The sequence below is a fragment of the Variovorax sp. Sphag1AA genome (genome assembly GCF_014192575.1).
Lineage (GTDB): Bacteria > Pseudomonadota > Gammaproteobacteria > Burkholderiales > Burkholderiaceae_C > Variovorax.
Genome location: NZ_JACHYC010000003.1, coordinates 177,257 through 198,345, shown reverse-complemented (window position 1 = coordinate 198,345; position 21,089 = coordinate 177,257). Strand labels below are relative to the sequence as shown.

The following is a 21,089-nucleotide window of genomic DNA, read 5'->3' as shown; positions in this document are numbered from 1 at the left end:
GGGGGTGGGTTCAGGGGCGCAGGGACATCGAACCGGGCAGCTTCGTCCACGGCAGGTCGGCCGGGTCGGCGGCCATCGGGCCCTCCGCCTTGGCCACCAGGATGTGGCTCGCGATGGGCGCGAAATCGGCGCGGAAGTGCACCGAGCTCTTGTTGACAAGGATCTTCATCGCCTCGGGCGCGATGCCCAGGAAACGGAAGAGCTCGCGGTCGAGCATCTGGGTCTTGCGGGTGCACACGCCGACAAGCACGCCCTGCACTTCGAGGCAGGCGCTGGGGCCAAGGCGCACTTCGCCGCCCATGCCCATCGGGCCCTTGAGCGTGACGTGCCCGTCACTGAGGCTGCGCACAGTGGCGCGCACCATCACCGGCGCGTCGCTTTGCCGGCCGCCCCAGGTGGGGACGGTACGGCCGAGCTGCACATCGATCTGCGCGCCTTCGCCCGCTGCGTGAGCCTGCGCCGCCGCTTCGGGGTCCGCGAGCAGGCCGATCGAAACCTGGCCCGGAAACCGTTCGCCAGCCCTGCAGGCCAGCAGAGCATGCAGCATGCCGGTCGTGTTGCTGTCGCCGCCAGCGCCGGGGTTGTCCTGCGTGTCAGCAATCACGACAGGCTTGGCTTCCTCGGCGGCGAGTTCCATCGCCTGCCGGACCGCCGCGTCGGGCGTCTTCAGATCCAGTCGCCACTGACTGCGCGGCTGGTCCACGCGTGCGAAGAGCGACTCGACCGCCGCCGCGGCTTCGTCGCCGTAGCCCCAGATCACCGGCCCGCACTCGGCGATGTCGGCGGCGGGAAAGCCCATGGCGAAACTCAGCACGCTGCCGTGCCTTTGATCGAGCCGCAGCAGTTCGTCGTAGACCGCATTGGCCGGCGCGGTCATGGTGCTTTGCGCATTGAGCGGCAGCAGGAAATCGAGCCGCCGCACCGCCAGCGGTTCGCGCACGCCGCGCTCGATGCGGCGCGCGAGCAGCGTCGCGGCGAGCGCGCCGGTGTCCTTCATGTCCACATGCGGGTAGGTGCGGTAGGCCACCAGGGCATCCGCCACCTCCAGCATCTGCGTGGTGACGTTGGCATGCAGGTCGAGGCTCGCGACGATGGGCACCTGCGGGCCCACGCGGGCGCGGATGCGTGCGAGCAGTTCGCCTTCGGGGTCGTCCAGATGTTCGGTGACCGCAGCGCCGTGCAGATCGAGATAGACCGCATCCACGCCCGGGCCCGCGAGAGCGCCACGCAGGTCCTCGTCGACGTCGCCCGCGATGCGCTCGAAGGCGTCGCGCGTGACATGTGCCGACGGGTTGGCGCCGGCCCATCCGGATGCGGTGAGCGACCATCCGCGCGCCTCGGCCGCCTCGATGAAGCCGCCGACCGGAATGGCCCGCCCGCGATAGGCCTCGATGATCGCGGGCCCGCGCCGGTACGGCGGAAAGCCCGAGCCCGCCTCGAAGGCGGCCCAGTCGGCGCGGGTGGGGGCGAAGGTGTTGGTCTCGTGCTGGAAACCGGCGATGAAAACGTTCATGGAGTCGATCCTGGAAATGGGTGGGGTTCGGGTCAAGGTGCAATACCCGCGGATGACCCGCGGCCGAAGGCGAAGCCTCGTCCGGGCGCGGCCGCGAGCAATGCGCGGGTGTAGTCTTCGCGCGGCGCGAGCAGCACGTCGCGCGCCGGCCCCTGCTCGACGATCGCGCCCTGTCGCATGACGATGACGCGATCGCAGATCTGGCTGGCCACGCGCAGGTCGTGGGTGATGAAGAGAATGCCCACGCCGGTCTTCTGCTGGATCTCTTCGATCAGCTTCAGGATCTGCGCCTGCACCGTCACGTCGAGCGCGGAGACCGCCTCGTCGGCGATCAGCAGCTTGGGCTCGCAGGCCAGCGAGCGCGCGATGCACAGACGCTGGCGCTGGCCGCCGGAGAACTCGCTCGGATAGCGCCGCAGCGCCTCGGGCTTGAGCCGCACGAGGTGCATCAGCTCCTCCGCGCGCTTCCACGCCTTCTCGTAAGGCACGCCGAAGTTGAGCGGCCCTTCGATGATCGAGGCGCCGACGGTCTGGCGCGGGTTGAGCGAGCGATACGGGTCCTGGAAGATCACCTGCACATCGCGCCGGAACGGCGACAGCAGCCGGCCGCGCAAGTGCGCGACCGAACGCCCGTTGGCGTGGATCTCGCCGGCGGTCGGGTCGATCAGCCGCGCGATGCAGCGCGCCAGCGTGGACTTGCCCGAGCCCGATTCGCCCACGATGCCGACGGTTTCCTTCGGCCGCACGACCAGCGACGCCTCCTTGACCGCGTGCACCTCGCGCCGCTTGCCGGGCCAGCTTCCGCTCACGTAGGTCTTGACGATGCTGCGCGCATCGAGCAGCGGGAAGTTGTCGGTGATCGGCGGGCGCGGATGCGCCGCAAGCTCGGGCACCGCGGCCAGCAGCATCTTCGTGTAGGGCTCTTCGGGCTGCGTGAGCACGCGGCGCGCGGGGCCGCGCTCGATCATCTTGCCAAGTTGCAGCACCACCACCTGGTCTGCGATCTCGGCCACCACGCCGAAGTCGTGCGTGATGAACAGCACCGCGGTGCCGTTCTCGGTCTGCAGTTCGCGGATGAGCTTGAGGATCTCGGCCTGCGTGGTCACGTCCAGCGCGGTGGTCGGCTCGTCGCAGATGAGCAGCGCCGGCTTCAGGATCAGCGCGATCGCGATCACGATGCGCTGGCGCTGTCCGCCCGAGAGCTGGTGCGGATACGAGTCGTAGATGCGCGGCGGATCGGGCAGCCGCACGCGCGCCATGATGTCGAGGATCGCCTGGCGGCGCGCCGCCCTGTCCATGCGCACATGCTGGGTGAGCATCTCGTCGATCTGCTCGCCGCAGGTCATGACCGGGTTCAGTGCGGTCATCGGTTCCTGGAACACCATCGCCATCCTCGGCCCGCGCAGCGCGCGGAACTCGGCCTGCGTGGCACCGACCAGTTCTCGGCCATCGAGTTCGATCGAGCCCGCGACCGGCGCGAGGCCGGGCGGCAGCAGGCCCATCACCGCGCTCGCGATCACCGACTTGCCCGAGCCCGATTCGCCCAGCAGGCAGACGATCTGCCCGGGCGGCACCTCGAAGCTGATGTGCTCCACCGCATGGGGCCGATCGCCGCCGCGCGGCAGCGCCACCGCGAGGTCGCGCACCGACAGCACCGGTTGCAAGGCCGCGCGCGCGTCGGCCGCCTCCATCACTTCCTTCTCGACGGTCATATGCATCGTCCTACTCCGCGCGCTTGTTGAACTTGGGGTCGAGCGTGTCGCGCAGACCGTCGCCCAGGATGTTGACCGCCAGCACCGTGACGGCCAGGAAGATGCCCGGGAAGAGCACGTTGTGCGGGTACTGGTTGAACTGGGCACGGCCCTCCGCCATGATGTTTCCCCAGGTCGCCATCTCGGCCGGCAGGCCCACGCCGAGGAACGACAGGATGGCTTCGACCAGGATCGCCGACGCGCACACGTAGGTGCCCTGGATGATCAACGGCGCGATCGCGTTGGGCAGGATGTGCCTGGCGAGCAGCTTCCAGGTCGGCGTGTCGAGCGCGATGGCGGCTTCGACATAGGGCTCTTCGCGCACGCTCAGCACCACCGAGCGCACCAGCCGCGCGACGCGCGGAATTTCCGGCACCGCGATCGCGAACACGACCGTGGCCAGCGTGCCGCCGAAGAGTGCGACCAGGCTCACCGCGAAGAGGATTCCCGGGATCGCCATCACGCCGTCCATGAGGCGCATGACGATGCCGTCGAGCTTGCGGAAATAGCCGGCGGTGAGGCCGACCATCAGTCCGAACACCAGCGCCACCACAGCAGCCGCGAGCCCCACCGTGATCGACACCCGCGCGCCGTAGAGCGTACGGCTCCAGATGTCGCGGCCCAGGCTGTCGGTGCCCATGATGAACAGGTGGTTCTCGATCACGTCGCCCGAGAGGTTGTTGAAGTCGCCCCGGCTGCCGGGCATCAGGTTGCCGCTGCCGGGGTCCATCGCGACCGGGTCGATGGTGCCGAGCCACGGCGCGGCGATGGCCATCGCGACCAGCAGCACCAGCGCACCACCGCCGAAGCGAACCGCGCCATTGGCCAGCACGCGGCGCCACAGCGGCTTGCGCCTGGCCGGCGGCGGCGCTTCGGTCGCGGGATCGATGGACAGGGGGTCCAGGAAGGCTTGTTGCGTCATGGACGTTCCTTCAATAGCGGATGCGGGGATCGAAGACCAGGTAGCTCAGGTCCACCAGCAGGTTGACCAGCACGTAGATCACCGAGAAGAAGAGCGTGATGCCCTGGATGAGCGGGAAGTCGCGCGAAAGCACCGCGTCTACCGTGAGCGAGCCGAGACCGGGAATCGCGAACACCGACTCGGTGACCACCACGCCGCCGATGAGCAGCGCGATGCCGATGCCGATGACGGTGACGATCGGCACCGCCGCATTGGCGAGCGCATGGCGCATCAGCACGCGCGCTTCGGGGATGCCCTTGGCGCGCGCGGTGCGGATGTAGTCCTCGGTCATCGCCTCGGCCACCGCGGCGCGGGTGACGCGCGCGATGAGCGCCACGTAGATGACCGACAGCGCCACCGCCGGCATGATGAGGTTGCGCAGCCACGGCCAGAAGCCGTCGCCGATGCGGTTGTAGCCCTGCACCGGCAGCCATTGCAGCTTGAGCGCGAAGAACCAGATCAGCAGATAGCCGATCACGAACACCGGCACCGAGAAGCCCAGCGCCGAGAAGCCCATCAGCGTGCGGTCCAGCCAGCCACCGTGGCGCCACGCGGCGAGCACGCCCAGCGGCACCGCGATCAGCAGCGTGAGCAGCAGTGTCACGCCGGCGAGCGCGAGCGTCGGCTCGATGCGCTGGCCGATCAGCTCGGTGACCGGCTTCTTCATGAAGAAGGATTCGCCGAGATTGCCCCGCAGCAACTGCGCGCCCCAGCGTCCGAACTGCACCGGCAGCGGCTCGTTCAGCCCGAGGTTGGTGCGCACCTGCGCGAGGTTCTCGGTCGTGGCGTTGTCGCCCACGATGGCCGCCGCCGGATCGCCCGGGGCCAGCCGCGTCATCAGGAAGACGATCAGCGCCACAACCACCAGCACGGGCAGCGTGGCGACGATGCGCCGCAGCAGGAAAGCCAACATGGTTCGTACCCGGTCAGTTCTTCTTGATGCCCCAGAGCACGCCCACCGGTCCCGACACCAGTCCGGAGACCACGCCCTTGCGATAGGCGGTCAGCGGCTTGTACTCGCCGACCGGCGCGAACACCGCGGCGTCGTACACGCGCTCCTGGATCTTCGTGGCGAGCGCCTTGCGCTGTGCTTCGTCGCTGGTCTTGAGGAACTCGCCCTTGAGCTTCTCGAGTTCGTCGTCGCTCGTCCAGCCGAACCAGCCCTTCTCGCCGTTGCCGGTCATCGGCGCGAAGAACATCGGGTTGATGTTGTCCGCCAGGCCCCAGCCGGTGATGAAGGCATTCCAGCCGCCTTCGCTCGCGGGCTTCTTCACCGCGCGGCGGGTGACCAGCGTAGGCCAGTCCATCGATTGAAGGTCGACGTTGAAGCCGGCCTGCTTGAGCAGCGCCGCCATGACCGGCGGGAACTTGTTGATCGCCGGGAAGTTGGCGGGGTAGAGGAAGACGATCGGCTCGTTCTTGTAGCCGGCTTCCTTGAGCAGCGCCTTCGCCTTCTCGAACTGCGGCTTGCCGGTGAAGTACGAGGTCTTGGTCGAGTGGAAGGTGGTGCCCGTCGGGTAGATCGACGGATTGGTGTTGTAGAGCTCCTTGTGCACCATCTGGGCGCGCAGCAGCGCCTCCTGGTTCATCGCCATCAGCGCGGCCTGTGCGATCTTCGCGTTGTTGAAGGGCGGCACGAGGCGGTTCAGGTGCAGCGCGTAGGAGCCGGTGGGCACCGGGCTCGCGAGTTCGATCTTCGGGTCGTCCTTGAGCGCGAGATATTGCTCGGAAGGCACCCACTCGATCATGTCCACTTCACCGTTGGCGAGCGCGTTGGCCTGGGTCTGCGCGTCGTTGAGCACCACCCATTCCATGCGGTCCACGTTGACCACCTTGCCGCCCGCGGTGCCGCTCGCGGCTTCCTTGCGCGGCACGTACTTGGTGTTCTTGACGTAGACGATCTTCTCGCCCGGGCGGTATTCATCGGCCTTGAAGATGTACGGGCCCGAGCCGACGGTGCTGGTGATCTGCTGGTCGGCCGGCGTCTCGGCCACCGCCTTGGGCATGATGAAGGGCGGGTTCGACGAAGGCTTGGACAGCGCCTCCAGCACCAGGCCGAAGGGCTCCTTGAAGGTCATCACGAAGGTCTTGTCGTTCTTCGCCTCCATGCTTGCGAGCGCGGCCATCATCTTCTGGCCCAGGCCGTCGCGCTGGCCCCAGCGCTTGATGGACTGGATCACGTCGGCCGACGTCACCGGCTTGCCGTCGTGGAAGGCGAGTCCGTCGCGCAGCGTGAAGGTCCAGGTGTTGCCGTCGGCGCTGCGGTTGTAGTCGCCCACCATCTGCGGTTGCACCTTGCCTTGCGCGTCCACGCCGAAGAGCGTGTCGTACACCGCGTAGCCGTGGTTGCGGGTGATGAAGGCGGTGGTCCAGATCGGATCGAGGATCTTCAGGTCGGACTGCGGCACGATGCGCAGCACCTTGTCCTGCGCCTGGGCGAGCGGCGCGAGGCCGACGAGTGCGGCACCGATCAGGGCGGCGGCGAGAGACTTCTTGAACATGGATCAGCTCCTGGTAAATGAAAGCAAAGGGGAAAGGGGGAAGCAGAAGGTTGGTCAGGTCATGAAGCGCCGCGCGTTGTGCGCATCGCGCTCGACCTGCTCCGTGAGGCGTTCCAGGCATCTGTCGAACAGCGCAAGCTCCGAATCGCTGAGCACGCCGAGCAGGGACCGCTCCATCTTCTTGCCCAGCCGGTTGCACTGCTGGACGATGTAGCGGCCTTCCTCGGTGAGATGCAGGTGCACCCAGCGTGCGTCCTGCGCACCGATCTCGCGCAGCAGCAGTTGCCGACGGACCAGTGCCGTCACCAGCTTGGACACCAGCGTCTTCTCCAGCCGGCTCGCGGCCACGACCTCGCCCTGCGTGATGCCCGGTGTGGCATAGGCGAGACGCAGCACCCGCAGTTCGCGCAGGCTCACGCCATGCGTCTCTTCATAGACATCGGTCGCCAGTTGCTTGGCCTGGTCGTTGAACACGTCGATGCGAAAGGTGAGGAAGTCAGTCAGGGCGGTCATGTGCGTCTCCATCGATGCACCATCAGGTGCGATTGGCAACAGTTGAAATTTGCAACCATTGCGCGAAGGGAGAGCAGCATTCGTGCCCAGCGTCGGCACCATCAACGCGCGCTCGACGACGAATGAAGGAAGAACGAAAAGAGGATTGGCAGTGACACGGTGACCTCGGCGACAGACGCGGACGCGGCAAGGCCACGTCCGTCATCCCGCGCTGTCCCTTGTGCCTGAGAGATTCACCGCACGCGCACTGTGCGCCTGCGGCTTGCCCCTTCGGCGGCTGGCCGGTCGATCCGTCCAGCGCTCTCCAGCGTGTTGTTGCATCCAGTCCTGGAACCTGAGCGTTGGTGGGAACTCGCCTTCGGTAATGCACCGTCATGAATCACGAACGGGCATTTCTCCTGGATGCTGCGGATGAGAATGCACGTTGCGTGCCAACCTGCTCGCGACCTTGGTCTAGCATGCGGGCGCATCGAATCCATCAGAAGGAACACACAGCAATGACATCCGACAAAGTGGCACTCATCACCGCCGGCGGCAGCGGCATGGGCGCAGCCGCCGCCGAACGCCTTGCGGCGGACGGCTTCAAGGTCGCGATCTTTTCGTCATCGGGCAAGGGCGAAGCGCTGGCCCAGCGCCTTGGCGGCATCGGTTTCACAGGATCGAACCAGTCCGTCGATGACCTGCGCAAGTTCGTCGATCTCGCAATGAACCAGTGGGGCCGCATCGACGTGCTGGTCAACAGCGCCGGGCATGGTCCGCGAGCGCAGATCCTCGACATCACGGACGAGGATTGGCATCGCGGCATGGACACCTACCTGATGAACGTCATCCGCCCGACGCGCCTCGTCGCGCCCGTGATGCAGCAGCAGAAGGCAGGCGCGATCATCAACATCTCGACCGCGTGGACCTTCGAGCCAAGCGCCCTCTTCCCGACCTCCGCGGTGTTCCGCGCCGGGCTGGCGTCGTTCACCAAGATCTTCACGGACACCTACGCGGCCGACAACGTCCGCATGAACAACGTGCTTCCGGGCTGGATCGACAGCCTCCCCCAGACCGATGTCCGCCGCGATTCCGTGCCGATGAAGCGCTACGGCAAGAGCGAAGAGGTCGCGGCGACGATCGCGTTCCTCGCATCCGAAGGCGCGGCCTACATCACCGGCCAGAACATCCGGGTCGACGGCGGGCTGATGCGTTCGGTCTGACCGGCCTTCACGTGCGCGGTGCGGCGGTTTCGCGCAGGATCTCGAGGAAGCGCTTCGCGAGCGGCGAGAGCACATGGTCCTTGCGCATCAGCGCGCCGATCTCTCGCGCAAAGCGGGCCTCCGCGAACGGCAACGGCGCAAGCCCTTCACCGGCCGGGCCCGCCAGCATGGCCTGGCTCATCAGGGCCACGAGGTCGCTGCGGATCACGAGCCTGCTGAGCTGCGATGCGGTATTGCTCACTTCGACCGCGACGCGCGGCGGTGGCATGCCCGCCTCCGCCAAGCGCGCTTCGACGCCGCGCCGGCCTGCAACGCCGGGGCCCGGCAGCATCCAGTGCGCATCCACCAGATCCTGCAGGCGCACGCGCCGGCGCCGGAGCAGCGGATGGTCTTCGCGCACCACCATGCACAGGTCGTCGTTCATCAGGGGCACCGCTTCGAGGTCCTCGGACGGCACGCGCGGAATCGCGTTGATGCTCAGGTCCAGATCACCCAGGCGCAGTGCGCCGAGGAGCGCATCGTTCAGGTTGACCATCACCCGCAGCCGCGCGGCCGGCCGCTGCTGGTGCAGCTGGAGGCACGCGGGCACGAAGAGCCGTTCCGCATAGAGCGGTGACACGCCGACGCGCAGCAGCCCCATCGCACCGAGGTGCAGATCCGAGGCTTCCTTGATTGCGTCGCCGAGGCTCGTGCGCAAGGTCTGCGTGCGCTGGCGGAACTGCTCGGCGACCGGGGTGAGCGTCATGCCGCGCGCGCCGCGCTCGAACAGCGGGAAGCCGAGTTCCTTTTCCAGTCGCTGCAGGCCCTTCGTCAGCGCCGGCTGCGAGAGGCCGAGTGCCGCGGCCGCACGGCGCACCTGGCCGTGCTCGGCCACCGCGAGGAAGTAGTCGATGTCGTCGAGGCGCAGTGCCATGGTGTCTCCGTGAAGATTCCCGCCGAGTGAGGGCGTTGCAGCTCCGATAACGCAGCGTTATCGGAAAACGCGGCTGGATTATCCGCAGACGGGCGATCGATTCCTAGACTTTCCCCATCTACTTCAGGAGACACGCAATGCAGCACCGCCCCGCCCGACCGGAGGTCCGTCCATGAATCTCGGCATGTACCTTGCGCGCGGCGCGCGCCAGTGGGGCGACCGCCCCGCCGTGCTGTTCCGGGACCGCTCGCTCAGCTATCGCGACCTGGAATTGCGCTCCAACCGGCTCGCCCATGTGCTGAGAGCGCTCGGTCTCCAGCGCGGGGATCGCGTCGCGGTGGTTTCGCCCAACCGGCCCGAGATCGTGGAGCTCGAATGCGCGCTCTACAAGGCAGGACTGGTGAAAGTGGCGCTCAACTCGCGCCTGGCGCCCCAGGAGCTGGCGGATGCGCTCGCCAATGCCGAGCCGGTCGCATGCCTCGCAGGTCCCGAGCATCGCGGGATGGTTGACGAGGCTTCGGCCGGCGTGTCTTCGCTACGGCACCGGATCGCGTTCGACCCCACGCCCGAGAGCGACAAAGGCGGTTGGCTCCAGTACGAAGCGCTACTCGCCGGCGTGTCCGACGCCCACATGCACGAGGAGATGAAGCCCGATGAACTCGCGGTGCTGCACTACACCTCGGGTTCCACTGGCAAGCTCAAGGCCGCGATGCAGACCGTAGGCAATCGCTTCGCATCTCTCCGCAAGAACGCGATGGGCCGCATGAACGCAGAGCCCGGCGATGTGTTGATGCTCTCCGGTCCGATCACGCACGCCAGCGGCATGTTCATCCAGCCGATGCTCTACCAGGGCGCGACCATCCTGCTGATGGAAGGCTTTCGCCCTGCCGAATACCTCGATGCGATCGAGAAACATCGCGTCACGATGGCCTTCCTGGTGCCCGCGATGATCTACGCGCTGTTGGCGGAGCCAAGCCTGAAGGGACGCGACCTCTCCAGCCTCCGGCTGCTGAGTTACGGTGCCGCGCCGATGTCGCCGGCACGCATCCGCGAAGCATGGGCCGCGTTCGGGCCGGTGCTCGCGCAAGGCTATGGCGCGGGCGAGACCACCGGCGGCGTGGTCGGGCTCGGCATCGCCGATCACGCGGCGGCCATCGAAGGCGGCCACGAGGCGCTGCTCTCCGCCTGCGGTCGTCCGTTCTGCGAATCCGACGTGCAGGTCCTCGACGACGCGGGCCAGCCGGTAAGCGGCGACGCGATCGGCGAGATCTGCGTGCGCGGCCCCGATGTGTTCGCAGGCTACTGGCGCGCGCCCGATCAAACCGCACAGGCGCTCGACGCCAACGGATGGCTGCACACCGGCGACCTCGCGCGCGTGGACGACCGGGGCTACATCTACATCGTCGACCGCAAGAAGGAAATGCTGGTGTCGGGCGGCTTCAACATCTACCCGAGCGAAGTTGAATCGGTGCTGGCGCAGCATCCTGCGATCTACGAAGTGTGCGTGGTGGGTGTGCCCGACGACCACTGGGGCGAGACAGTGAAGGCGGTGGTGGTGCTGCGCGACGGCGCAGAAGCCGACACCAGCCAGATCATGGATTTCTGCCGCGGCCGCCTCGCGGACTTCAAGCGCCCGCGTTCGGTGGACTTCGTTCCGCAATTGCCCAAGAACGCGAACGGCAAGCTCTCGCGCAAGGACGTGCGCGAGCACTACTGGCGCGGCCGCGAGCGGCGCGTGAACTGAGGAGCCCTGCAATGGATGCAACGACCACCACCCTCCCGACGCTGCGCGCGCCGATGCCGCCCTTCGAGGGCTCCGACGGCGCCCGCGATTTCATCGCGCGGCTCGACACCTTTATCCGCGACGAACTGCACCCGCTGGCCGACAAGCACGGCATCACCTCCGAGAACGGCGCGCCGCGTGCGTTGCTGGAGCAGGTCTGGAGGCGCTCGCACGAGCTCGGCTTCTATGGCGTGACCCTGCCCAAGGCCCTCGGGGGTGCGGGCTTCAGCGTGGTCGACCACACGCTCATCAAGGAATTCATCTATGCGAGCGGATCGCCATTCGCGCCGCACGTACTGGGTGAACTGACCGGACCTCCGCGCGTCGGCGCACTCGCCAAACAGGCGACGCCCGACCAGATGGAGCGCTTCATCCTGCCAGTGGCACGCGCCGAGAAAGCCATCTGCTTCGCAATCACCGAACCGGAGGCTGGCTCCGACGCCGGCGCGCTGCAGACGCGCGCGGTACGCGATGGCGATGAGTTCGTGCTCGACGGCACCAAGCGCTTCATCTCCGGATCGCCCTTCTGCGATTTCGCAGTGATCATCTGTTCGACCAGTGATGATCCGGCGGTGCGCGAAACCACCGCCTTCTTCGTGGAGCGCGACCGCCCTGGCTTTCGCGTGGAGGCTGGCTACAAGACGATGGCAGGCCAGTCTCACACCGGCAGCATCGTGCTGAGCGGCTGCCGCATCCCGGCGGCCAACCAGATCGGCGAACGTGGACGCGGCCTCGCACTGGCGCTGGGGCGCATCACCGTCAACCGCCTGCTGCATTGCCCGGCGATGCTCGGCCTTGCGCGGCTGGCGCTGGAGGATTCACTGGCCCATGCCATCAGGCGCCGGCAGTTCGGGCAGCCGATCGGCGCCTTCCAGGCCGTGCAGCATCTGTTGGCCGACATGGCGACCGAGTTGGCAGCGGCACGTGCGTTGATGCTCAGCGTGGCGCGCAGCCTCGATGCGGGTGACGACGCACGCGCAGAGGCCTCGATGGCCAAGCTGTTCTGCTCCGAGACCGCCTTCCGCATCGCCGACCGCGCGGTGCAGGTGCACGGCGGCGAAGGCATCGTGCAAGGCAGCCGCGTCGAATTCCTCTTCCGACTGCTGCGCATGTACCGCGTGCTGACCGGCACCAGCGAGATCCAGCGCAATACGATCGCACGCGAACTGCTAGGCCCAACGTTGCGCTGAGCGCCGAACAACAAGACACAAGCAGGAGACAAAGCATGCAGACATTCAACCGACGCAAGCTGCTGCTGACAGTGGCAGGCCTTGCACTCGCAGGCACCGGATGGGCGCAGGACTTCCCCTCGCGGCCGATCAAGTGGATCGTTCCCTACCTCGCAGGCACCGCACCGGACATCACGGTGCGCATCACCGCCGAGGCGATGTCGTCGGTCCTCAAGCAGCCGGTGGTGGTCGAGAACCGGGGCGGCGCGGCCGGCAACCTCGGCGCGCAGATCGCAGCGCGCGCGCCGGCCGACGGCTACACATGGGTGTATTCCGCGACACCCATGGCGACCAACATGCGCATGTACCGCAAGCCCGGCTACGACGTGATGAAGGACTTCATCCATGTCGGCGGCATCACGCGTTCGGACGTGGTGCTGGTGGTGTCGGGCGACTCCGACATCGACAGCGCGAAGGCGCTGGTCGATCGCATGCGCCAGCAGCCGGGCAAGCTGTCGTACGCCTCGGGCGGCGTGGGCACGCCAGCCCACATGGGGGCCGAACTCATCCTCAAGAGCGCGGGGGCGCAAGCGCTGCACGTGCCTTACAAGGGTGCTTCGGAGTCGGCGAACGCGGTGCTGGGCAAGCAAGTGGACTTCGCGCTCACCATCAGCTCCGTCTCGCTGCCGCACATCAATGCCGGCAAGCTCAAGGCGCTGGCAGTGACCGCCCCCACGCGCAATCCGCGCCTGCCTGACGTGCCAACGCTCGCCGAGGCGGGCATCGCGGGCGTCACGCTGGTGTCCTTCGGCGGGCTGTCGCTGCCGGCCGGCACGCCGCAACCGATCGTTCAGCGCGTGCAGCAGGCACTTCAGCAGGTATTGGCCGACCCCGCGGTGCGCGCCAAGCTGGAAGCCAACGGCGGCGAAGTCGTGGCCAGCAAGCCGGATGAATATGCGCGCAACCTCGCTTCGGAGATTTCGTTGACCGAGAAGATGATGAAGGTTGCGAACATCACGCCGCAGTGAGGCGCGACAGAGCGCTCAATCGACGTTCTGGTAGCGCTCGATCTGGCAGGCGTAGCCACCGGGGTCTGACGAGCAGACCCCATAGTCCCGGGAGTCCCGGGGCTGCGGGGCAGTGCAGCCGCACAGTGCGACGAGGCAACAGAGAAGAAGCGCGTTCAAGAGCTTGTGCATGGGGATCCCGCTTCGGTGACCGGCCATCGGTCTTGCCGGATCACTCTACTTCTGTTCCTGACGAGAAGGAAGTCAGCCTGATCCCGGGGACATGTGAGAGGATCGCCTCCCACTCCCGGATGCCCCGCCCTTCCCGATGGATCCACTGCCGCCCCTCAATGCCCTGCGCGCCTTCGAGGCGGCGGCACGGCATCTGAGCATCACGGTTGCGGCCGATGAACTGCACGTCACCCCAGGCGCGGTCAGCCGGCAGATCCGCATGCTCGAAGACCTGCTTCGCGTGCAGCTCCTGCATCGCGGCCATCGGCAGATCACGCTCACGCGCCAAGGCGAGGACTATTACCGCGCCGTCACGAAAGCGATCGATTCGCTGCGCGAGGCCACGGTGCGGCTTACGCGCCGTTCGCGGCGCAAGCAGCTCAAGGTGCGCGCCTACACCACCTTTGCGATGCGCTGGTTGATTCCGCGCCTGTCGAGCTTCCACACGGCGAATCCGGGCATCGAAGTGCTGCTGACCGCATCGCTCGACGAGGTTGACTTTCGTAAGGAAGACATCGACGGCGCGATCCGTCTCGGCGACGGCAAATGGAGTGGCGTGAACACGTACCGCCTGGTGCCCAACGTGCTGGTGCCGGTGTGCAGCCCGGCCGTGCTGGCTGGCCGCCCCAAGGTTCGCAAGCCGGCCGACCTTCAGCATCAGACGCTGCTGCATTCGATCGCCCGGCCCGACGACTGGGGCCACTGGCTAGAAGCCACGCGTGCGGACGGTCAGGTCGACGCACGCAGCGGCATGACCTACCAGAGCTCGGCAATGGCCTATGCCGCAGCGATCGAAGGACAGGGTTTTGCGATCGCGCAGCGCTTCCTGGTGGAAGCCGATCTCGCTTCCGGCAAGCTGGTGGCGCCTTTCAAGCAGACAGTCGACATGGGCGACTTCACCTACTACCTGCTGACACCATCGGACCGCAAGGAGAGCGCGAGCATGACCACCTTCCGGCAGTGGCTGCTCGCGCAATTCGCGGAGCCATAGCGCACGCTCAGGAGACCGCCTGCACCGCGCAGGAAGCCTCCGCACAGTGGATGGCGCCGGCGTCTCGCAATGCGCCCAGCTCGCCCTCGGCATAGCCCATGCCGAGCAGCACCGCACGCGTGTGTTCGCCACAGGCCGGTGCCGGGGTCGAAGGCCGCGCGTTCTCGCGTGCGCTGTTGATCGGGAAGCCCGGCATACGGATCGCGCCAAGGCCTGGATGTGACACCTGCCCGATCATCCGGTTGGCCGCCACCTGCGGATGCCGCGCCACGTCCTCATAGCTTGCGACGGGCGCGCAAAGGATGTCGACCTCTTTCAGCGCAGAGAGCCAATGTGAGGTCGGGCGCGTCCGGAAGACCTCCGTCAGACGCACGACGAGTTCGGCGCGGTTGGCCACCCGCTGCGGCGATGTGGCAAACCGCGGGTCCTGTGCCAGTTGCTCGAGCCCGAGAAGGCTGCACAGCCGATTCCAGCGATCGGGCATGTAGGCCGCGACCATGACCCATCCGTCGAGCGTCTCGAAAGCCTGGTTGGGCGCCGAGTACGGCGCAGCGCTGCCGGCGCGCACGGGCAATTCGCCATCCGCGAGGTAGCTGGTGATCGAGGACTGCTGCAGCGCGAGCGCCGAGTTCAGCAGGTTCACATCGAGGTACCCGCCCTGCCCACTGCGTGCGCGCTGGGCCAACTTCGCAAGAATGCCCATGCATGCAACATAGCCGGTCATCACGTCGACCACCGGCGCCTGCACCTTGCAGGGCTCGCCGTCCGGCAAGCCGATGAGGCTCATGAGGCCGGAGTCGGCCTGCACGATGCCGTCGACGCCTGCACGGGCGGCGTAGGGGCCCTCTTGCCCATAGGCGGAGATCGAGCAATAGATCAACGCGGGATCGGAGTCCATCAACGCCTCGGGGCCAAGGCCCAGCCGCGCCATCACACCGGGTCGCATGCTTTCGACCACGATGTCCGCATCGGCCACAAGCCGCCGCGCGATGGCCAGGCCCTGAGGCGACTTGAGGTCCAGCGACACGCCCAGCTTATTGCGGTTGAAGGCATGGAAGAGCGCGCTGTCATCGCCGATCCAGCCCGGGCCCAGGCCACGGCCCAGCTCACCGCCCGGTGCCTCCACCTTCAGCACGCGGGCACCCATGTCGGCGAGCAGCATGGTGCAGGTCGGGCCCGCGCCGATCTGGGTGAAGTCGACGACCGTGAGGCCATCCAGCGCATCGCGCAACAGGGTTGGCGTGTTCACAGCGACACCTTGATGCCGTTGTCGTTGATGACCTTTTCCCAGCGCGCCAGCTCCTGCGCGATGTAGGCCTTGAGCTCGTCGGGCGTCGAAGGCTGCGATTCGAAGCCCTGCTTCGTCAGTTGCTCCGCCACTTCGGGCGACTTGAGCGCCGCAACGAGCGCCGCATTGATCTTGTCGACCACCGGGCGAGGCGTCTTCGCCGGTGCGAGCAGGCTGTACCAGAGATCCGCCTCATAGCCCTTCAATCCGGCTTCCGCGAAGGTCGGCAGCTGGGGCATCAGCGTCGAGCGCTTCGCACCCGCGATGCCCAGCGCCCGCAGCTTGCCGGCCTGCACATGCTGCGCTGCCGAAGCGTAGGTCGCGAACGAGATCTGCACCTGCCCGCCGATGAGGTCGGTGATCGAAGGGCCGGTGCCTTTGTACGGCACGTGCAGCAGTTCGGTCTTGTTGAGCTTCGCGAAGACTTCGCCGGCCAGGTGCTGCGGCGTGCCGTTGCCGGGGCTGCTGTAGCTCAGCTTGCCGGGGTTCTGGCGGCTGTAGTCGATGAACTCCTTGAGCGTCTTGAAGGGCTGGTCGTTGTTCGCAACGAGGATGATCGGCACCGAGGCGATGCGCCCCACCGGCTCGAAGTCGCGCTCGATGCGGAACGGCACCTTCATGCCGAGGAAGGGATTCATCGTCACCTGGCTCGATGCGATGACCAGCGTGTAGCCGTCGGGCGCCGCATGCGCGACGAGATCGGCGCCGAGGTTGCCACCCGCGCCCGGCTTGTTGTCGACCAGGATGGTCTGCCCGAGGGTCTGCGACATCTTCGGTGCGATGACGCGCGCGAGCAGGTCGTTGCCGCCGCCGGGTGCAAAGGGCACCACCAGCGTGATCGGCTTCTGTGCAGGAAATGCAGGCTGCGCAAACGCGGGAGCGATCGGGCCGATGAGGGATGCCGTCAACGTACCGAGCAGGCCGGCGCGCGCGAGGAAAGTCGGAAGTCGCATGGAAGTCTCCTGATGTGGTGATTCGTGTCGGGAAGGCGTTCAGCGGCCGATGTAGTTCGGCGCGCGTTTCTCGGCGAATGCCTTTCGGCCTTCGAGGCGGTCGGCGGTGTCGCGCAGCACGCCCCAGTACAGCTCGGTGAGCTGCTGCGCATCGGCCTCGCCAAGATGTCCTGTCTGGCGCGACAGCTTCTTGACCGCCTGCACCGCGAGCGGCGCATTGCGGGCGATCTGCGTGGCGATCGTCATTGCGCGGTCGAGCAGCGCGCCGGCTTCGAGCGCCTCGCTCACCAGCCCGATGCGCTCTGCCGTGCGCGCGTCGATGCGCTCGCCGGTCAACACCATCTGCATGGCATGGGCCGCGGGGACGGCCTTGAGCAGCCGGTGCAGGCCCGAGACCGCGGGGATCGAGCCCACCTTCGTTTCGGGCAATCCGAAGCTCGCGTCGAACGATGCGAGCAGAAGATCGCATTGCAGTGCGATCTCCAGGCCTGCGCCGAGGCAATGGCCGTTGACCGCGGCGATCACCGGCTTCCACAACCCGATGTCTGCGAGATCCATCAGCCGGATGTACAGCCCGAGGTCGGCAGCCCGCGCGGGCGACTGGAACAGCGCCTCTGGGTAGCTGGCTGGAGAGCTCTGTGTGCCCTTGAGATCGGCACCTGCACAGAAGGCACGCGAGCCCGCGCCGGTGAGGATCGCCACGCGAACCTCGTCGCGGTCGCGCACTTCGCACAGGTGCGCGCGCAGCGCATGCAGCGCGTCGACATCCAACGCATTGAGTGCATCGGGGCGATCGATGGTGATGACGGCAACCGCGCCGTCGACATGCATATGTACGCTCATGACGACCTCCTCAGACGCTGGGCGAAGAGAGGCTGCGACCGCCGCACACGTACAGTGTCTGCCCGGTGACGTACGACGACAGCGGATCGAGGAAGAAGGCCACCGCGTTCGCGATGTCGTCTGCCGTGCCGATACGCTGCACCGGCACGGACTTCCTGAGCCGCGCCTGCACGTCATCGGTGAAGTTGCGGAACAGTGGCGTATCGACGATGCCCGGCGCGACCGCGTTGACCGTGACGCCCTTGGCCGCGAACTCGATCGCGAGCGAGCGCGTGAGACTCACCACGCCGCCCTTCGCCGCCGAGTAGTTGGCCTGCCCGAAGCCGCCGAGCCAGGCACGCGACGAGATGTTGACGATGCGGCCGAAGCCGCGCTCGACCATGCCCGGCAGCGCTGCGCGGCAGCACAGGAATTGCGAGCGGAGGTTGGTGTCGATCACGACGTCCCAGTCCTCGTCGCGCATCGTGAGGAAGCGCATGTCGCGCACCGCGCCAGCGTTGTTGACCAGATGATCGATGCGGCCCGTGCGATCCACGATGCTCGCGAAAGCGTCGTTCACCGCCGTGGAGTCAGTCAGGTCGACCGTCGCGCCGATGACTTTCAGACCCTCGGCAGCGAGCGTGCCCACGGCTTCGTCGAGCGCCGCGCCGTCACGGTCCAGCAGTGCAACGGTGAGGCCCTGTCGCGCAAGGCTCGCGGCAATGCCGAAGCCGATGCCGCGCGCCGCACCGGTGACGGCAGCGACCTGTGTGGTGTCGAAACGTGTGGTGGTCATCTCAGACTCCCAGCAGGTGAACCGAAGACGCGGCGTGATCAACGCCGGCGATGCCGCCGCCCGTGCATTGCGTGAGGCCGATCGAGGCACCGGCGACCTGCCGGGCACCCGCCCGGCCCTGCAGGTGCCACATCACCTCGACCATTTGGGCCACACCTGTCGCACCGAGCGGATGCCCTTTCGCGAGCAGTCCGCCGCTCGGATTGACGGGCACGCGGCCACCCAGTTGCGTGGCGCCGGACTTCAGCAACGACACCGCTTCGCCGTGCGGTGCGAGGCCGAGCGCTTCGTAGTACAGCAGCTCTGCAATGGTGAAGGCGTCATGCAGTTCGACCACGTCCACGTCCTGCGGGCCGACGCCGGCCTCTTCATAGGCCTGCCGCGCGGCGCGCGCCGTGATCTCTGCATCCAGGATGTCGTCGCGGGCCTCTTCGCGCAGTCCGGAGACGACTGCAGACGAGAGCACTCGCACCGGACGCGACTGCGCAGGCCTGCGGGTGCTCACCACCACCGCCGCTGCGCCATCGACCTGCGAAGGACAGCACTGCAGCAGCGTCAGCGGGTCCGCGATCATGCGGGAGGCCAATACTTCCTCGACGGTGGTCGTGGTGCGCTGCTGCGCGTACTCGTTGAGCGACCCGTTGTGCCGGTTCTTCACCGCGATGGCGGCGAGGTCGGCGCGGCTTGCGTCGCGCTCGTGCAGGAAGCGCGTGCCGCGCATCGCGTAGACCGCTGGAAGCACCATGCCGGCCTTCGCATAGAGATCGGTCTTGTGGTCGTTGCGCTGCATCGGGATCGTGCCGCCGCCGAGCGCGGTGAGCTGCTCGACGCCGAACACCAGCACGGTCTCGTATTGCTGCGCGAGCAATGCGTGCCGGGCGAGATGCACGCCCGTCGCGCCACTGGCACAGGCGTTCTCGACGTTGTAGACCGGGACGCCATTGAAGCCGAGATCGCGCACGATGAGCTGGCCGAGGATCATGCCGCCGAGCACGTTCGCGCAGTAGATCGCCTGGATGTCGCGGGGCGACACGCCGGCATCGTCCATGGCGCCCAGAATGGCTTGCTGTGCGAGTTCAGGCGCCAGCACGCCGGTGTGGCGGCCGAAGGCGGTCATCGCGCCGCCGGTGATGTAGATGTCTTGCATGGTGGGCTCCTCGTGCGTCAAGCCGCGACGGCTTCGAAGACATAGCCGAGGTTGTCGTCCGCACACGGGCGATAGCGGTCGCCGATGGCCGGCTGCGCCTTGCCCTGCAGGCGGCCGAAGATGCGGACAGGGCCGTCGAAGTCCACACAGCCCAGCGCATACGGCGGCAATCCGGTCTTGGCGCCCGGGTGGATGATCGTGAAGCTGTAGACCGTGCCGTTACCCTGCACGGGGAGTGTCTCGTGATGCGGCGCCAGCGGCGAGGCATCGGGCACGGCGGGGAATACCCATTCGCCGTTGCGGCGGTCGCGCGACGCGAGTAGCTCGCGGTTCGCACTCCAGAGTGGGTAGGGATGGATGGACATGTCGGTCTCCTAGAGTTGGCAGGGCGGTTGCGCCTCGATGACGCGTGCCGCAATGGTTGCCAACGGCCGACTTCCCGACAAACGATATTTGGACCGTGTTCGATTGAGGAAAAGTCAAGCGAACGCGCTGCACGAAGTCAGCCGGACCTGACGCGATGGTGGGGCGCGGGTCCGCCCTACGGCGTTGTCGTCAAAGACGATGCGCGCCGAATCTGCGTCGGGGTTGCCCCATATCTGGCGCGCATGGTGCGCGTGAAGTGCGATTGGTCACGGAAGCCTGCGCGAAAGCCGATTTCGGCAGTCGTCAGGCGACGCAGCAGCGGGGACTCCAGCATGCGCAGTGCGGTCTGCGCACGCGCCGCGATCAAGAGATTGCCGAAGCTCTCGTTGAAGCGTGTCAGCGTCCGATGCAAGGTTCGCACCGAGATTCCCAGCGTCGCGGCAAGCTCGCCTGCGGTCAAGGCAGCTTCGGTGCATCGCTGCGCGATCAGGTCCTTGATGCGCTGCCGCAGGTCGATTTCGCCCCTTGTGTTGCGCGCTGGCGGCGGCCCTGCCTCTGCAGCCACCAGTGCGAGCAGTGAGCCAACATGGTCAATGACGGTGGCGATCGGAAGCGGAGACTGGTGGACGATCTGCGGCGAAAGCTGGGAAGCAAATGCGGTGAGTGCCCGGCCCCATCCTTTGCTCGCCCGGATGTGCTGGCCCACCAGCATGTCAGGCGACGGCAGCCATTGCCGCAGCCAGGCTTCGGAAAACCTCAGGTTCGCAACCTCGTAGTCGCGGGTGAATTCGAGATCACTCGGCAGCGCGGAATCGGTGAACACGCCGTCCCCGGGCGCCAGTCGCGCCTGCCCCCGATGCACGATGGCCCAGGGTGCGTCCAGGCTGACGATCAAGTAGAAGGTCCGGTTGGAGCCTCGCGCAGCCCCCTGCTTCTTGCGATAGACGCGGTGAGCACTGCCGTGCTGTCGAATGATGGCGAACGACTCCAGTTCGGCCACTTCCATCGTGGAGTGAAACTGCGAGGGTGCCGGGCTTTCGAGGTGCAGGCGCATCTGCGAGTTCAGCCCCGACATCAGCGCGTCCGCGTAGAAGGCCATCCGTTCGTGCGCCGGAACGACGTCGGTGGACCAACGCCGCACGGTGGCGCGGGTCCCGATGTCCGAAGGCGTCGATGTCATCG

General features: G+C 66.9%; 19 protein-coding genes and 1 riboswitch. Of the genes, 5 read left to right on the top strand and 14 right to left on the bottom strand.

Annotation, left to right across the window (positions count from 1 at the left end; genetic code table 11):
• Positions 1-10: 10 nt before the first annotated feature.
• From FHW64_RS12745 to FHW64_RS12720, 6 genes are read right to left on the bottom strand one after another with little or no spacing between them, the layout of a single operon-like run.
• Positions 11-1,513, bottom strand: coding sequence for a M81 family metallopeptidase (locus tag FHW64_RS12745; protein ID WP_184526656.1), 1,503 nt, complete (start codon positions 1,511-1,513; stop codon positions 11-13).
• Between the two features lie 32 nt (positions 1,514-1,545).
• Complete coding sequence (locus tag FHW64_RS12740) at positions 1,546-3,204, bottom strand: ABC transporter ATP-binding protein (RefSeq protein ID WP_184527870.1); 1,659 nt, start codon at positions 3,202-3,204, stop codon at positions 1,546-1,548.
• A gap of 31 nt (positions 3,205-3,235) precedes the next feature.
• Positions 3,236-4,186 carry an ABC transporter permease gene (locus FHW64_RS12735; RefSeq protein WP_184526654.1) on the bottom strand — a complete coding sequence of 317 codons (951 nt, stop codon included), beginning with the start codon at positions 4,184-4,186 and terminating at the stop codon, positions 3,236-3,238.
• A 10-nt stretch (positions 4,187-4,196) separates the two neighbouring features.
• Positions 4,197-5,138: an ABC transporter permease gene (locus tag FHW64_RS12730; protein WP_184526652.1), complete on the bottom strand. Its 942-nt coding sequence runs from the start codon at positions 5,136-5,138 to the stop codon at positions 4,197-4,199.
• Between the two features lie 13 nt (positions 5,139-5,151).
• Positions 5,152-6,726: an ABC transporter substrate-binding protein gene (locus FHW64_RS12725; RefSeq protein ID WP_184526650.1), complete on the bottom strand. Its 1,575-nt coding sequence runs from the start codon at positions 6,724-6,726 to the stop codon at positions 5,152-5,154.
• Between the two features lie 54 nt (positions 6,727-6,780).
• Positions 6,781-7,239: a MarR family winged helix-turn-helix transcriptional regulator gene (locus tag FHW64_RS12720; RefSeq protein WP_184526648.1), complete on the bottom strand. Its 459-nt coding sequence runs from the start codon at positions 7,237-7,239 to the stop codon at positions 6,781-6,783.
• Between the two features lie 201 nt (positions 7,240-7,440).
• Positions 7,441-7,557, bottom strand: a riboswitch (glycine riboswitch).
• A 179-nt stretch (positions 7,558-7,736) separates the two neighbouring features.
• Here FHW64_RS12720 and FHW64_RS12715 point away from each other — a divergent pair.
• Entirely contained in the window at positions 7,737-8,441 is a 705-nt protein-coding gene (locus FHW64_RS12715) for an SDR family oxidoreductase (RefSeq protein ID WP_184526647.1), read from the top strand.
• Between the two features lie 7 nt (positions 8,442-8,448).
• Here FHW64_RS12715 and FHW64_RS12710 read toward each other — a convergent pair whose 3' ends face one another.
• Complete coding sequence (locus FHW64_RS12710; protein ID WP_184526645.1) at positions 8,449-9,354, bottom strand: LysR family transcriptional regulator; 906 nt, start codon at positions 9,352-9,354, stop codon at positions 8,449-8,451.
• A gap of 172 nt (positions 9,355-9,526) precedes the next feature.
• Between FHW64_RS12710 and FHW64_RS12705 the strand changes: the two genes are divergently transcribed.
• The 4 genes from FHW64_RS12705 (at position 9,527) to gcvA (ending at position 14,535) form a co-directional block, all read left to right on the top strand.
• Positions 9,527-11,098 (top strand): long-chain fatty acid--CoA ligase, encoded by a 1,572-nt coding sequence (locus tag FHW64_RS12705; RefSeq protein WP_184526643.1) that lies wholly within the window; start codon positions 9,527-9,529, stop codon positions 11,096-11,098.
• An 11-nt stretch (positions 11,099-11,109) separates the two neighbouring features.
• Positions 11,110-12,327: an acyl-CoA dehydrogenase family protein gene (locus FHW64_RS12700; RefSeq protein ID WP_184526641.1), complete on the top strand. Its 1,218-nt coding sequence runs from the start codon at positions 11,110-11,112 to the stop codon at positions 12,325-12,327.
• A 35-nt stretch (positions 12,328-12,362) separates the two neighbouring features.
• The gene (locus FHW64_RS12695) at positions 12,363-13,334 is read left to right on the top strand and encodes a tripartite tricarboxylate transporter substrate binding protein (RefSeq protein ID WP_184526639.1); all 972 of its coding nucleotides are present in this window, start codon (positions 12,363-12,365) and stop codon (positions 13,332-13,334) included.
• Positions 13,335-13,641: 307 nt separating this feature from the next.
• Positions 13,642-14,535, top strand: a complete 894-nt coding sequence (gene gcvA, locus FHW64_RS12690) for a transcriptional regulator GcvA (RefSeq protein ID WP_184526638.1) — start codon at positions 13,642-13,644, stop codon at positions 14,533-14,535.
• Between the two features lie 7 nt (positions 14,536-14,542).
• On the opposite strand, the gene FHW64_RS12685 is transcribed toward gcvA, so the two are convergent.
• The 7 genes from FHW64_RS12685 to FHW64_RS12655 all read right to left on the bottom strand — a co-directional run bounded on the left by FHW64_RS12685 (position 14,543) and on the right by FHW64_RS12655 (position 21,087).
• Positions 14,543-15,769, bottom strand: a complete 1,227-nt coding sequence (locus tag FHW64_RS12685) for a CaiB/BaiF CoA-transferase family protein (RefSeq protein WP_184527868.1) — start codon at positions 15,767-15,769, stop codon at positions 14,543-14,545.
• Positions 15,770-15,780: 11 nt separating this feature from the next.
• Entirely contained in the window at positions 15,781-16,776 is a 996-nt protein-coding gene (locus FHW64_RS12680) for a tripartite tricarboxylate transporter substrate binding protein (RefSeq protein ID WP_184526637.1), read from the bottom strand.
• Between the two features lie 39 nt (positions 16,777-16,815).
• Positions 16,816-17,619, bottom strand: a complete 804-nt coding sequence (locus tag FHW64_RS12675) for an enoyl-CoA hydratase/isomerase family protein (RefSeq protein ID WP_184526636.1) — start codon at positions 17,617-17,619, stop codon at positions 16,816-16,818.
• Between the two features lie 10 nt (positions 17,620-17,629).
• The gene (locus FHW64_RS12670; RefSeq protein ID WP_184526635.1) at positions 17,630-18,394 is read right to left on the bottom strand and encodes an SDR family NAD(P)-dependent oxidoreductase; all 765 of its coding nucleotides are present in this window, start codon (positions 18,392-18,394) and stop codon (positions 17,630-17,632) included.
• 1 nt (position 18,395) lies between these two features.
• Positions 18,396-19,541 carry a thiolase family protein gene (locus FHW64_RS12665; protein WP_184526634.1) on the bottom strand — a complete coding sequence of 382 codons (1,146 nt, stop codon included), beginning with the start codon at positions 19,539-19,541 and terminating at the stop codon, positions 18,396-18,398.
• Positions 19,542-19,558: 17 nt separating this feature from the next.
• Positions 19,559-19,906, bottom strand: a complete 348-nt coding sequence (locus tag FHW64_RS12660; protein ID WP_184526633.1) for a Zn-ribbon domain-containing OB-fold protein — start codon at positions 19,904-19,906, stop codon at positions 19,559-19,561.
• A gap of 176 nt (positions 19,907-20,082) precedes the next feature.
• Positions 20,083-21,087 carry a helix-turn-helix domain-containing protein gene (locus FHW64_RS12655; protein ID WP_184526632.1) on the bottom strand — a complete coding sequence of 335 codons (1,005 nt, stop codon included), beginning with the start codon at positions 21,085-21,087 and terminating at the stop codon, positions 20,083-20,085.
• Positions 21,088-21,089: the final 2 nt, after the last annotated feature.

What these genes read in the sequence shown, in the direction of transcription:
- FHW64_RS12745 (WP_184526656.1), bottom strand. Translation starts at nt 1,513, where the DNA reads ATGAACGTTTTCATCGCCGGTTTCCAGCACGAGACCAACACCTTCGCC.
- FHW64_RS12740 (WP_184527870.1), bottom strand. Translation starts at nt 3,204, where the DNA reads ATGGAGGCGGCCGACGCGCGCGCGGCCTTGCAACCGGTGCTGTCGGTG.
- FHW64_RS12735 (WP_184526654.1), bottom strand. Translation starts at nt 4,186, where the DNA reads ATGACGCAACAAGCCTTCCTGGACCCCCTGTCCATCGATCCCGCGACC.
- FHW64_RS12730 (WP_184526652.1), bottom strand. Translation starts at nt 5,138, where the DNA reads ATGTTGGCTTTCCTGCTGCGGCGCATCGTCGCCACGCTGCCCGTGCTG.
- FHW64_RS12725 (WP_184526650.1), bottom strand. Translation starts at nt 6,726, where the DNA reads ATGTTCAAGAAGTCTCTCGCCGCCGCCCTGATCGGTGCCGCACTCGTC.
- FHW64_RS12720 (WP_184526648.1), bottom strand. Translation starts at nt 7,239, where the DNA reads ATGACCGCCCTGACTGACTTCCTCACCTTTCGCATCGACGTGTTCAAC.
- FHW64_RS12715 (WP_184526647.1), top strand. Translation starts at nt 7,737, where the DNA reads ATGACATCCGACAAAGTGGCACTCATCACCGCCGGCGGCAGCGGCATG.
- FHW64_RS12710 (WP_184526645.1), bottom strand. Translation starts at nt 9,354, where the DNA reads ATGGCACTGCGCCTCGACGACATCGACTACTTCCTCGCGGTGGCCGAG.
- FHW64_RS12705 (WP_184526643.1), top strand. Translation starts at nt 9,527, where the DNA reads ATGAATCTCGGCATGTACCTTGCGCGCGGCGCGCGCCAGTGGGGCGAC.
- FHW64_RS12700 (WP_184526641.1), top strand. Translation starts at nt 11,110, where the DNA reads ATGGATGCAACGACCACCACCCTCCCGACGCTGCGCGCGCCGATGCCG.
- FHW64_RS12695 (WP_184526639.1), top strand. Translation starts at nt 12,363, where the DNA reads ATGCAGACATTCAACCGACGCAAGCTGCTGCTGACAGTGGCAGGCCTT.
- gcvA (WP_184526638.1), top strand. Translation starts at nt 13,642, where the DNA reads ATGGATCCACTGCCGCCCCTCAATGCCCTGCGCGCCTTCGAGGCGGCG.
- FHW64_RS12680 (WP_184526637.1), bottom strand. Translation starts at nt 16,776, where the DNA reads ATGCGACTTCCGACTTTCCTCGCGCGCGCCGGCCTGCTCGGTACGTTG.
- FHW64_RS12675 (WP_184526636.1), bottom strand. Translation starts at nt 17,619, where the DNA reads ATGAGCGTACATATGCATGTCGACGGCGCGGTTGCCGTCATCACCATC.
- FHW64_RS12670 (WP_184526635.1), bottom strand. Translation starts at nt 18,394, where the DNA reads ATGACCACCACACGTTTCGACACCACACAGGTCGCTGCCGTCACCGGT.
- FHW64_RS12665 (WP_184526634.1), bottom strand. Translation starts at nt 19,541, where the DNA reads ATGCAAGACATCTACATCACCGGCGGCGCGATGACCGCCTTCGGCCGC.
- FHW64_RS12660 (WP_184526633.1), bottom strand. Translation starts at nt 19,906, where the DNA reads ATGTCCATCCATCCCTACCCACTCTGGAGTGCGAACCGCGAGCTACTC.
- FHW64_RS12655 (WP_184526632.1), bottom strand. Translation starts at nt 21,087, where the DNA reads ATGACATCGACGCCTTCGGACATCGGGACCCGCGCCACCGTGCGGCGT.